General features: G+C 60.5%; 14 protein-coding genes and 1 pseudogene. 10 read left to right on the top strand and 5 right to left on the bottom strand.

Features of this window, described 5'->3' with window-relative positions:
- Positions 1-374 (bottom strand): hypothetical protein (locus M2320_RS22905; protein WP_264599279.1); only part of this gene is annotated, 374 nt, incomplete at its 3' end.
- On the opposite strand from M2320_RS22905, the gene M2320_RS22900 reads away from it, so the two are divergent.
- The 5 genes from M2320_RS22900 (at position 373) to M2320_RS22880 (ending at position 4589) form a co-directional block, all read left to right on the top strand.
- Complete coding sequence (locus tag M2320_RS22900) at positions 373-1593, top strand: ATP-binding protein (protein ID WP_264599280.1); 1221 nt, start codon at positions 373-375, stop codon at positions 1591-1593. The genes M2320_RS22905 and M2320_RS22900 overlap by 2 nt on opposite strands.
- A 51-nt stretch (positions 1594-1644) precedes the next feature.
- Positions 1645-2133 (top strand): TIR domain-containing protein, encoded by a 489-nt coding sequence (locus tag M2320_RS22895; RefSeq protein ID WP_264599278.1) that lies wholly within the window; start codon positions 1645-1647, stop codon positions 2131-2133.
- Positions 2134-2140: 7 nt separating this feature from the next.
- Complete coding sequence (locus tag M2320_RS22890) at positions 2141-3301, top strand: toll/interleukin-1 receptor domain-containing protein (protein WP_264599277.1); 1161 nt, start codon at positions 2141-2143, stop codon at positions 3299-3301.
- Positions 3302-3303: 2 nt separating this feature from the next.
- Positions 3304-3972: a hypothetical protein gene (locus M2320_RS22885; protein ID WP_264599276.1), complete on the top strand. Its 669-nt coding sequence runs from the start codon at positions 3304-3306 to the stop codon at positions 3970-3972.
- 122 nt (positions 3973-4094) lie between these two features.
- Positions 4095-4589: a hypothetical protein gene (locus M2320_RS22880; RefSeq protein WP_264599275.1), complete on the top strand. Its 495-nt coding sequence runs from the start codon at positions 4095-4097 to the stop codon at positions 4587-4589.
- Between the two features lie 479 nt (positions 4590-5068).
- Here the strand turns inward: M2320_RS22880 and M2320_RS22875 are convergent, their stop codons facing one another.
- Entirely contained in the window at positions 5069-6118 is a 1050-nt protein-coding gene (locus M2320_RS22875) for an acyltransferase family protein (RefSeq protein WP_264599274.1), read from the bottom strand.
- A 252-nt stretch (positions 6119-6370) separates the two neighbouring features.
- Between M2320_RS22875 and M2320_RS22870 the strand changes: the two genes are divergently transcribed.
- From M2320_RS22870 to M2320_RS22860, 3 genes are all read left to right on the top strand, one after another.
- Complete coding sequence (locus tag M2320_RS22870; RefSeq protein WP_184428220.1) at positions 6371-6694, top strand: single-stranded DNA-binding protein; 324 nt, start codon at positions 6371-6373, stop codon at positions 6692-6694.
- Between the two features lie 155 nt (positions 6695-6849).
- On the top strand, positions 6850-7095 hold the full coding sequence (locus tag M2320_RS22865; protein ID WP_264599273.1) for a type II toxin-antitoxin system prevent-host-death family antitoxin: 246 nt from the start codon (positions 6850-6852) through the stop codon (positions 7093-7095).
- Positions 7092-7502, top strand: coding sequence for a hypothetical protein (locus tag M2320_RS22860; protein ID WP_264599272.1), 411 nt, complete (start codon positions 7092-7094; stop codon positions 7500-7502). Before M2320_RS22865 ends, M2320_RS22860 begins: the two co-directional genes overlap by 4 nt.
- Before the next feature lie 99 nt (positions 7503-7601).
- Here M2320_RS22860 and M2320_RS22855 read toward each other — a convergent pair whose 3' ends face one another.
- From M2320_RS22855 to M2320_RS22845, 3 genes are all read right to left on the bottom strand, one after another.
- A complete protein-coding gene (locus M2320_RS22855; RefSeq protein ID WP_264599271.1) occupies positions 7602-7895 on the bottom strand; it encodes a hypothetical protein in 294 nt (97 codons plus the stop codon).
- 121 nt (positions 7896-8016) lie between these two features.
- Entirely contained in the window at positions 8017-8703 is a 687-nt protein-coding gene (locus M2320_RS22850) for a P-loop NTPase (protein WP_264599270.1), read from the bottom strand.
- 11 nt (positions 8704-8714) lie between these two features.
- Entirely contained in the window at positions 8715-9185 is a 471-nt protein-coding gene (locus tag M2320_RS22845; protein WP_264599269.1) for a hypothetical protein, read from the bottom strand.
- Between the two features lie 578 nt (positions 9186-9763).
- On the opposite strand from M2320_RS22845, the gene mobC reads away from it, so the two are divergent.
- Entirely contained in the window at positions 9764-10168 is a 405-nt protein-coding gene (gene mobC / locus M2320_RS22840) for a plasmid mobilization relaxosome protein MobC (protein WP_264599268.1), read from the top strand.
- A pseudogene (locus tag M2320_RS22835) lies at positions 10165-10958 on the top strand (hypothetical protein); the annotation flags it as partial. The gene mobC and the pseudogene M2320_RS22835, both read left to right, overlap by 4 nt.

The raw sequence follows: 10958 nt of genomic DNA, 5'->3' as shown, positions 1-10958 counted from the left end.
CCTACAGAACCCCATTCCAGGCCATACTTGCCGAACTCGGGAAGGACGTCCAAATTCGCTTCGCTTAAACGTTGCGCTTCACGCTGGAATCCAGGCAGGCCAGCTAGCGAACGCGTCAAATCCTTCAGTCGGTACCAGGGACTTGCGCAATTGTCTTTGGCGGGATGACGATTTCGCTTCGGAAACTGACAAACATCGCAAATGCGGGGAAGGCTTTTCCCTGCCCCTTTATCCCGGGTGTTTGAGACCATAACTCTCGGCAGGAATTTCTCCCACTCTCGTATTGCGGCAACAAAAATCCCAATCGGCGGATCATTGACTCCCAATCCGCCGAGGCAGATAATCCCAATCTGCGAGGCATTGAAAATCGACATGTTCGGACGATTTGTGGAGCGACGGGCGGAAGAGGCCCTTTCGGACACCCCGGTGGTCCTGATCGTAGGGCCGCGTCGAGCCGGCAAGACGACGCTCGTTCGAAAGATGGGCGAAGGTGGCCGAGCCTATGTAACACTGGATGATTACACAGTTCTCGCGGCGGCGCAGTCCGATCCGGCCGGCTTCATCCGCGGTCTAGATCAAGCTATCATCGACGAGATTCAGCGTGCGCCCGATCTGCTGCTCGCGATCAAAAAATCCATCGACGAAGACTATCGACCAGGGCGGTTCCTGCTGACGGGATCGGCAAACGTGCTGACCTTGCCACGAGTGGCCGACAGTCTGGCCGGCCGGATGGAAACGATTCAGATGTTCCCGCTCGCAAAGGCCGAGATCGAAGGCCGAAAGCCCACATTCTTGGAGCGCGTTTTCGAGGGGAGGCTCCAAAGTCAGCAGAATGCCATCGTCGGTGATGATTTGGTTGAGCTTGTACTGCTTGGAGGGTTTCCCGAGGCAATTAGCCGCAATAACGAACGGCGACGGCAGGATTGGTTGCGGTCATATCTCACGTCGATTTTGACACGCGATCTGCGCGACATCGCCGATGTCGAGAAATTGACCGAGCTTCCCAAGTTCGTGCGGCTGCTTGCTGAGCACTCCGGACAGTTGGTGAATTATTCGCAGTTCGCCGCTGGCATTAATGTGACCCACAAGACTGGACAGCGCTATGTTGCGTTGCTCGAACAGGTGTTCCTGATCGCAACCGTGCAACCTTGGTTCACCAATGCGCTGAATCGCATCATCAAGACGCCCAAGCTGCATTTCCTCGACTCTGGCCTGCTTGCAACCGTGCGCGGCCTCACCTTCGATAGAGTGAAAGCCGATCGCGGAACATTTGGGGCGCTCCTGGAGAGCTTTGTATTCTCGGAGGTGTTGAAGCTTATGAGCGCCTCGGATCTGCGGCTGTTACCGCATCATTTTCGGGATCGGGACACGCGCGAGGTGGACATCGTGTTGGAGCGCGACGACGGCAAGATCGTCGGGATCGAGGTGAAAGCGAACGCCACTGCGAAGGCCCGTGATTTCGCCGGTCTTCGAGCCCTGGCCGAGGCGTGCGGGGATCGCTTCGCTTTCGGCGTCGTCCTCTATGACAGCACGGATTTCGTACCGTTCGGCGAGCGGCTGGCGGCTGCGCCATTGTCATGCTTGTGGAATTGAGAGGAGGCGCGGTTTCCGTCAATATCCTCGCAACTATATTGGAGGTGATACATGGCTAGGAAAGTGTTTTTTAGCTTTCATTATAAACGCGACGTTCGTCGCATTGTGCAGGTCAGAAATTCTTGGGTCGTTCGCGCCAAGGGCGAGACTCAGCCATTTTACGACGCGGCGGAGTTTGAGGAGGTGAAAAAGCGCGCTGGCGGTATCGAAAAGTGGATTGAAGAGCAGCTGAAGGGTACGTCGGTTACGGTGGTGCTCTTCGGGGCGGAGACTTATGATCGGGAGTGGGTCCGCCACGAGATCAAGCGGAGCTACGAGCTAAAAAAGGGCCTTCTTGCCATTGATATTCACAAGGTCAAGGATCCGCAACTCGGGGCTGATGTTCAGGGCAGGAACCCGCTCGAGTACTGGCATGTAGACCAGAACGGCACGAAGGTGCCACTCAGCAAGCTTTACAAGACTTACGACTGGTGCGACGACAACGGCTACAACAATATTTCGGACTGGATCGAAGCTGCCGCCAAGGCTGTCGGCCGCTGAGACGCCCATGAGCATCTACGAACTCGCGATTCTAGGAAGTGCGACGGAGGACGAGCGGCAGAGGCTGACCATGGCGCTGCGCGGCCTTACCGAAGACTTCGGGCTCGTTCTTGGTGACGACGTTCTCGTGCACGACGGGGCTACGGTTTCGGCTCGTGACAAACGAGCGGCGTTCGCGGCCGCTTACTTCGGCGGCGTTGACTGCACCGATCTCAATCCTGCGCTCTCGCTCGTGCGAGCTAGCGCCCCTGTGATACCTACCGTGGCCGCCGATGGTGACTTTGGTTCACAAATCCCAGAATTCCTTCAGGCCGCTAACGGCCTGAAGCGGCGCGTTGATGATCCAGACATGACCGAGCTTGCGGCTGCGATGCTTGAATGCGTTGGCTTGCTTCGGCGTCAGCGCCGCGTGTTCGTCAGCTACCGCCGGGTGGAATCCCGCTCCGCCGCCCTGCAATTACATGACCTGCTTGCCGCCCGAGGCTTCGACGTGTTCTTGGACACGCACGACATTCGGCCTGGCGATCCCTTCCAAGACGTGCTCTGGCATCGGTTGGTCGGCTCGGACGTGATGGTCATGCTTGACACGCCAGGCTACTTTGACAGCCGGTGGACTCGACAGGAGATCGGGCGCGCGCGGGCCAAGGACATCCAAGTGCTCAGGGTCATCTGGCCCAAACATACGCCGAGCAAGCTCACTGACATGGCCGAGACGGTATATCTCGATGCGGCAGAGCTCGACGGCCCGGACGGCCCGCTGGCGTCCGCCGTGGCAGACAGTATCGTTCTCCAAGTCGAGCGCCTGAGAAGTCGCAGCATCGCCGCCCGGTACCTGTCTATCACTGGCAAGCTTCGAGCTGATGTCGAGAAGATCGGCGCGGCGGTTGAAGCCGTTGGCGCTCATCGAGCCATCGCAGTCCGGCTGCTCGATGACCGTAAGATTTGGGCCTACCCGATTGTCGGCATACCGACAGCCGAGATCTTGAACGATGTTGCTGAGAAGGCGAGGCGAGCGGACCAGCGAGAGGTGCCCGTGCTTGTCTACGATCATGTCGGCATACGCGATGCTTGGAGCGCTCATCTGCGTTGGCTCGATGAGCAAATCCGCGCGGTTCGGGCGATTAAGGTCTCAGAGGCGGGCTGGACGCTCGCTGCTTGGGAGGGCTGAACATGGCCGACGCCATTTTTCTCTCGGCTGGCGTGCCCGATCCGCGGCGAGGACCGCAGTATGCTGCCAACGCCGACTCGGTGGCGATCGGCGCCGCCGTGTCCGCCCTGGTCCACGTAACCCTCGGGCGCCGTCTGCTGGTGTGGGGCGGGCAGCCAGCGATCACGCCCATGATCTGGGTCATCGCTCAAGATGTCGGGGTTGAGTACGGGCAGTGGGTCCGCCTTTATCAGTCTCTTCATTTCAAGGATGAGTTCCCAGAAGACAATGAGCGTTTTCAAAACGTCACCTTCACGGAAGATGTAGAGGGTGATCGCGAGAAGAGCCTGTTGCTAATGCGCGAACGCATGTTTTCTGAAAATGTATTTAAGGCCGCAGTGTTTATTGGCGGGATGGGAGGCATCGTCCAGGAGTACGAACTGTTCGGGCGCCTGCAGCCCGAAGCCAAAGTGGTGCCGGTCTTCTCAACGGGGGGCGCGACGCTGGAGGTTGCTGCACGTTCGGGAGCGTTGTCCACCGATTTGGCGGATGATCTGGACTATGTGGCTTTGTTCCATCGCCATCTCGACATTTCGGTCAGGGAGGAGCGCTTCAGGACCCCGGGCGATCAGCCCGTCGCCATAGACAAGCGATTCTGGCAGCCTCGCCGAGACGCTAAGGGGCACTCGTGACGTTCCTTCGGGAGTCCGAAGTGCGCGCACGGGCGCGGCAGCGGGCAGACGCAGAAGGTGTCAGTATCAATGAAGCGCTGAGACGGACGGCGCGAAAGCGTTTGCCGAGGTACGATATCTTTTTGTCTCAGACGATCCGCGACGCCGCGATCGTCCTAGGCGTCTACGACCTGCTAACCTCTTTAAATTTCGCTGTATTTTGCGACTGGATCGACGTGCCGGAAGCGAATCGGGCCGAGGTCACGCCTGCTAATGCAGGTTTTATTCGGGCGACGATGGGCGTCAGCGACTCGCTTCTGTTCCTCGACACGCAGGGTGCTGACCAGTCGCTATGGATGTGTTGGGAGATGGGGTGGTTCGACGGTGCATGCGGCCCCGTGGCGGTTCTGCCGGTATTGGCTGAAGGCGAGAGGCACTATCGCGGACGCGAGTTTCTCGGCCTGTACCCGTACGTCGAGCTAGACGAGCACGGCCAATTGAAGGTCGTACGTCCGGTCGTAGCGGACTCCAATGGTATAATGATTTTTGAGGCCCCAAATTCGCGGTCATTCAACTCGTGGCGATCCGATCCGCGAGATTTCATGCGACCTAGGGTCATAAGCGATTGGGATTGTTAATGGCGGTCGGGCGTCGAGTTGCCTCGCGGTTGGCATGCGGCCGGGATTCAGGTTTTGGGTGGCTGCGCAGCTGCTGGATCGTCGACGTTGAATTCGCCCACGGATCGCCAGCTTCGGCAGTCAGCTTCGGAAATGGCGCGCGATTAAAATGAGAACGGAAGCGGGAACATTCTGATCCAAAGCGAGGTGAACGCGCTTCCTCCTTCCGGACATGAGGGCATCGAGCCCCAACCTTCCCACGCCGCAATCGCCGCCGTGACCGGCGGGACGCAATAGGGGACATTTCGCCACCCCGGCGTGCTGGAGGAGATGCACAGGTAAACTTTGCAGCCTTCCGTATCCGCGCGCGCCGACTTCATCCCGCCGGCCGCAAGCGCGCCCAGAAGCAGCGCGCCCAGGGTCAAAGTCCTTTTCATCGAAACGCCTCCAAGAAAATGTGTCACCAGCTATAACGCGGCGTCTGAAAAAATGACAATAACTTATATAACGCGCTCCGCCAGCGGCTCCCTGTGTGCTGTGAGGCGGCGTCCAAACGCCTGTGCGGGCGCCGTCACAAAAATGTCCAGGCCGACGCTGGCGACGAGGGTTGCGATCAGGCCGACCGTCAAAGATAGGGCAGGGGAGGCAGGCGCCCACGCGTGCGCCGCGAACAACAGCGGCATGTGAACCAGATAAATCGAGAACGACAGCTGGCCGACTCCGCGGAGGACGCGGCCCAGCGGCGTCGCCGCTTCGTCCGCCTGTAGGCGCCCGACAATCACAAACCCCATGATCGTCGCGATCAGCGTCAGGCCGACGCCGCCTGGACCCGACGCGAAGATCCGTCCGAGCACCGCCGCAACCACCACCCAGTGGACCGCCACGCCGATGGAGAGGCGTGAGGCGCGCGCAAGCCAGGGGGCGTTGCGCGCGGCTTCGCCGGCCAGCCAGAAGCCGATCAGCAACCCGTCCACCCGCAGCGCCCACCAGAATCCGCCCCATGGCCGAGCCGTCGCCGTCAACATGCAAACGGTTGCGCCAATGAGGACGGTCGCCACAGGTCGCGGCAGGGCGGCAAGCAATGGTGCGACTGCGTAAAACTGCATTTCGAGCGCGAGGCTCCAGAAATGCGAAGTCGCCAGGGCCGCGCCGCACGAGCGGGCTCCCTCGAAACACCGGCCCCAATAAATGTCGCCGTAAAATCCCGCGGCCGCGGCCAGGTCGCCCATCGTCGCTGGAGCCGATCCATACGCCAGCTCCGCGACGCCAACAGCCGTCACGACCGCCCAAGCGGGCAGGGCGATTCTGAAAAGCCGGCGCAGCCAGAACGACCGCGCCGCCGGCCAGAAATTCGCCGCAGGCATCCTCGCCAAATTTCTGGAAATCACAAAGCCGGAAATCACGAAGAACAGATCGACGCCAACCCCAAGCGCAACCTGGTTGAGCGCGTCCGCCCAGGGCGCGCCGCTCCAAATGAGGGCGATATGGCACAACAGAACGAAAATGATCGCTACGCCGCGCAACTCATCGAGCACCACCAGCCGCGGCATGATTTCTCCTTGCGCGAGTCCTTTCGACGAGGCGCGGCACTTCCCAGCGCCCAAAGCGCGCATTGGTTTCCGCCTGCCAACGGCACCGCGCCAAGGAACACCCTGTCTCACAAATTGACAATAACTTTTATTTTCTTAAACGTCGCCTTTCCCGCCGATTGCGCGGGCGGTTGTCTTGACGCTGTCGCGACGGGTTCCGGCACTTGGCGTTCAAGGAACTGATTTTGCCAAATGAATTCGGAGAAAGAAGCGATGCGCACCACCAACCTCTTGATCGTCCGCGCTTTCGTCGGCGCCGCTCCCAAGGTGTTCGGCAAAACCGTCAAGGTCTCGGTTTGCACCAATCGCTCGGTCAAGAACAAGGACGGCGAGTGGGAGGAGAAGAGCGACTGGCTCACCCTCACGGTTCTGTCCGAGAAGCGCGCCGCCTGGATCGCCGAGAACGTCAAAAAGGGTGATTACATTTATGCCGAGGCCCGCGTCGCGGAGTCGTCCTACAAGAAGGGCGATGAAACGATCTACACCGTGGACGTCATCGCCGACGAGTTCGACGTGATGACCCCTAAGAAGGACTGAAGCCTTCGCCAGGCGGGGGTGCGCTCATGGACCGTTCGCTCGCTTGGCTTTTTCATCCCTGCGGCTGTCTTTTGCCCATTTCACCAACAATGTTGTATTTTGCCTTCGCCCTTGATACAACAATGTTGTAATTGTTGTGCAAGGAGGCTGCTGGCATGACGACGTTCCCATCGTCCGATTGGACCCGAAAATCCGGCGATATTTTTGAAGCGGCCCGACGTGGCCCGGTCACGATCACGCAACGCAAGCGCCCGGCGTTCGTCGTCATGACCGTGGATGAATTTGAGCGCCTGAAGGCTCGCGACACGCGGCGGCACTATACGATCGACAGCCTGCCGGACGAATTTTTTGCCAAGGCGGAAGCTGAGATCGAGCGCATGAAGCGCGAGGGCGACGAATGACGCGCGACAGCCTCACCAGCGGGGTTGTCATTCGCTTTCCATTTCTTTGGGGTTCAGAGGCGCAGCGGGGTGAAACCGAAGGACGCAAGCCCCGTCCGACAGTCGTCGGCTTTCGGCTCGACGACGACGTGCTGCTCCTGTTCCCCATCACGACCAAAGTGCCGAGCAAGGATCGGTTTTTCCGGGAAGTGCCCGAGACGGAAAAGCGACGCGGCGGGTTGGACGCAGACCGCCGCATGTGGATCATTCTCGACGAAGTGAACGTCGATTCTGTCGGGAAATCCCACTATCTCGAGCCCGACTGCGAGATCGGCCGCTTCAGCCGCGCCTTCGTCTTGCAAGTGTTCGAGGCGTGGGCGCGAGAACGTCGGTCTCGACGCGTGCAGGTCACCAAGCGTCAGGACTGATCGTCCGCGCGTCTCTTGGTCTGAGCCGGGAAGCGCGTCGCGGCAGGGCCCCCGAGGCTGCTTCACTGCCCATGTCTCCGCCGAGCGCCGAGGAAGCGGTCAGCCGCCCAACCATTTTGCGCCGATGACCGCCCCAATCATCATCAACGCGGCGCCGAGCGCCATCCCCGCGACCAACCACTGAAGCATCTGCCGCCGCGCGGCATCGCGCGCGACCGCTTGTGCGGCGGTCGCGATGGCGCGCGCCAAGTCTGCGTGCGCTTTCTGCGCGCTCTCTTGGATCACCGCGTCGGCGGCTTTCCGCGTCTCGACGAGGATTTTGGTCGCCTCGCCTGCGATCGCCTTGGGATACTGGCGATAAAGGCTGTCGAAATATTGCAGGGCGAACAGCACCGACCACAGCGCGTCATTCTTTTGCAACTCGAGCGCGTCGCCGATTTTCCGCAATTGCTCCCGTTCCGTCTCCGTCGCGCTTCGCCCGAGCAGTTTTTCAAAAGGCGGCCAGGCGTCGCCGTCAGCCATGAACCATGACCGGCACAAACACCTTTGACACTTCCTCCAGCCAGCGGCGCAGCTCCGCCCGGTTTCCGATCGGCATTGTCTTCCAGGCTTTGGCGATGCTCATCCGATTGCTGTAAATGTCGTCGCTGACCCGATCCGCCATGTCGGGGAACATCAGGGATTTGCCGCCCTTGGCCTCGACCGCCTTTTTCAGGTCAGAGCCGTTATAGAGCTCAAACTTGTTGTCGGCGCCGAAATAGCCGTTCTTAAAGACATGCACAGTCGAATTCGGGATGGCGTCGAGGTAGTCCTGCAGCAGCTCAAGGCTATCCCGCTGGCGGTTGACGACCCAGAACGTCACAAGCTGCCGGTCCAGTTCATCAAGAGATTGGCTCAGGGTCCGCCCATAGGCCGCGACGCCCGTGTTGTTGCGCGCGGCCGTGTTCACGACGATGACGCTGTCCTTGTATTCGTCGCAAATGTTGACGAACCGGATCCAGCCGTCGGCTTCATCCAGGTTCACCAGCTCTGAAACGACTTCATTTTGGTAGCATTTCCAGACGTCGGGATTGGAGGTGTCGGCGTCGATCACAAACACGTCCTCACCGACCTCGGTCAGCGCGTGAATAAGCGCCATGGTGACCAGCGATTTGCCGACGCCGCCTTTGCTGCCGCCGACGATGTAAATGGGCTTCGTCATTAGAAGAACTCCTATATTTTTTCGCGGTCAGGTCTGACTGAAAATGATGAGGCTCGCGGCGCGCCGCTTTCCTTCGCGCCCGCCTCGGCGGAGGTCTCGGGCGGTCTTTTCCATATCGAAGAGGGCATCGGCGGGACGCCCCGCTCCGGCGGCGCGCTCGGGGAGGGCGATTTGGGCGCCGGCATTGCAGGCGGATCGGCGCGGCGCGCCTCCCGCTTTTGCGTCGTCCCTTTTTCGAGGCTGGCTTTTCGCGCCGCGCGGATCCCCCTGAGGTAACGGCCCAGGGATTCAAGCGGCACGTCGACGCCCTGGGCGGCCAACCACTCGCGCAGTTGGCGCATATCCCAGTTCTTTTCGATCATGGCGGCGATCAATTGCTCGCGCATTTGCAGGATGGCGGCACGGACGCTCTTCGCGTCCGCTTTTGGAGCCTCAATCAATTTAGCGCAGACGCCGGCAATCAATTCATGGGGAATTTTCATGCCGGAAAGATAAAAGTCATTAGCAATTTCGACAAGCTCTTTCGTCCGGTTCCGTGGCGTTTTCCATCCTCCTTACGTCCGTTTTCAGGGCCGGCTTATCCGGTTTTGCTCTGGTTCTCATCTGTTCGATGCCCGGTTGTTGCCCGGGGCCGATCCTGTTTTCTCCTGAGCCGATCCGATACGCATCCGCTTTTGCGATGATCGCAATCTTGTTGGCATCCGGCTTTCGTCCGGAGCCTATCCTGTTATCTCCGGTAGCAATCCGGTGCGCATCCGCTCTCGTGCCTGTCGTAATCCTGTTGGCGTCTGGTTTTCGTCCAGATCCGATCCCGTTGTGTCCGTTGGTTATCCTGTAGTCATCCTGTAATCATCAGATTTAATTCCGCGTATAATCCCATTTGTGTTAGATCGGTATCTTGTTTCTATCCTGTTTGAAGAGGAAATCGGAATTTTATAGGTAACGGTTATTGGCAGGATACCGCGTTTGTGATACAAACTGCTTATGTGCCCTGCCGGGCGGGCTGTCGGGTCTGGCAGTTTGCTTTTGGCAAACCAGCCCCTCTTGCGACGCGCCTTTCATGACGGACGAACCAAGCGACCCGACGCGGAAGGCAATCGTTCGCCACGTGCGTCTCACCGCACAGGAGGACGTTCTGTTCGCGGGGTTCTGCCAAGACGCCGGCATCACTGTGTCCGAAGGGTTCCGCCGACTGGCCCGCTCCGCGTCTCTCCTTGGGCCGACTTTTTCGGGCGAGGCGCGCGCCGAAGTCGTCGCGCTGACGCGCCAGGTCCGCGCCATCGGCGTCAATCTCAATCAGGCGGTGCACCACATGAACGCCGGCCATGTCGTCAGGGGCGAGGATGTGAGTGAGTGGCTTGGGGACGCCTACCAAGCCATCGTCGAGCTCGACGCGCTCTATCGGTCCCTGTGCTCCCGGTCGCGCCGTCGCGCTATTGAAGCCGTCGAGGCCCCGGCGCCGTGATCGACCTCGCCGATCTCCAAATCTCGGGTGTGTTGCGGCGCCTGAAGCGTGCGCGCACGTTTCACGATTGGCAGGCGCGGCAAGAAATCATCGCCGCGGAAGAGTGGGCGTCCGGGCAGGGGTCCCGCGTCGGTCGGCCCGAGCCTGCCCGTGAGCCGGCGGGGTCTTTCGTTCCAGCGTCACCGGCGCCGCGCTCGATGACGGCCGCGCCGGCCCATGACCGGATTGAAGAAGACGACCCGCTGCGCGTGCGCCGCGCGGCGTCAGCAGGCGGCGGGGCTGGGATGGTCAAGCTGAACGGCGCAACGGGCGCCGCGTCGCGTTCCGTCTCTGTCGCGGCTGCGGCGTCTTCTGTTCGTGTCGCCGCCGTTGCGCGCTCGGCCGCCGTCGTGAACGCCGGGCTGGCGAGGGGTTCACAAGCCGCCGTCGTGAAACTGGCGTCCTATGGTTCTGGCCCGGGGCGCGCTGGCGCGCTGCTTTCCTATCAGAGCGACAAGGGCCAGTTGGCGCTGGAACGCGAGGACGGTTCGTTCGTAGTCGGCAAGGAAGCCGTCGCCGGCCTGGCCGCGCAATGGGCCGCCGAATCCTCGGCGCGGGCGCCCTCGAACGATTCTTTCGCCTTCACCCTGAAATTCGATGGGCGGGTGTCCGAGGACGAGGCGCAAGCCGCCCTCGCAATCGCGCTCAAGGGCCATGCCGTGGATGGCGGCGACGATGGCGACGAGGAGAACGTCGCTGGCCTGATAGGCGAAAATCAGCGCGGTCTTTTCGTCGGAAGCCTCCTTCGGCG

This window comes from Rhodoblastus acidophilus, assembly GCF_025961575.1.
Lineage (GTDB): Bacteria > Pseudomonadota > Alphaproteobacteria > Rhizobiales > Beijerinckiaceae > Rhodoblastus > Rhodoblastus acidophilus_C.
Note: the sequence above shows the minus strand (reverse complement) of the source record. Positions and strands in the feature narration are given on the sequence as shown.

Coding starts and splice junctions, on each gene's coding strand:
- M2320_RS22885 (WP_264599276.1), top strand. CDS start 3,304: ATGGCCGACGCCATTTTTCTCTCGGCTGGCGTGCCCGATCCGCGGCGA.
- M2320_RS22895 (WP_264599278.1), top strand. CDS start 1,645: ATGGCTAGGAAAGTGTTTTTTAGCTTTCATTATAAACGCGACGTTCGT.
- M2320_RS22900 (WP_264599280.1), top strand. CDS start 373: ATGTTCGGACGATTTGTGGAGCGACGGGCGGAAGAGGCCCTTTCGGAC.
- M2320_RS22860 (WP_264599272.1), top strand. CDS start 7,092: ATGACGCGCGACAGCCTCACCAGCGGGGTTGTCATTCGCTTTCCATTT.
- mobC (WP_264599268.1), top strand. CDS start 9,764: ATGACGGACGAACCAAGCGACCCGACGCGGAAGGCAATCGTTCGCCAC.
- M2320_RS22845 (WP_264599269.1), bottom strand. CDS start 9,185: ATGAAAATTCCCCATGAATTGATTGCCGGCGTCTGCGCTAAATTGATT.
- M2320_RS22850 (WP_264599270.1), bottom strand. CDS start 8,703: ATGACGAAGCCCATTTACATCGTCGGCGGCAGCAAAGGCGGCGTCGGC.
- M2320_RS22870 (WP_184428220.1), top strand. CDS start 6,371: ATGCGCACCACCAACCTCTTGATCGTCCGCGCTTTCGTCGGCGCCGCT.
- M2320_RS22875 (WP_264599274.1), bottom strand. CDS start 6,118: ATGCCGCGGCTGGTGGTGCTCGATGAGTTGCGCGGCGTAGCGATCATT.
- M2320_RS22865 (WP_264599273.1), top strand. CDS start 6,850: ATGACGACGTTCCCATCGTCCGATTGGACCCGAAAATCCGGCGATATT.
- M2320_RS22890 (WP_264599277.1), top strand. CDS start 2,141: ATGAGCATCTACGAACTCGCGATTCTAGGAAGTGCGACGGAGGACGAG.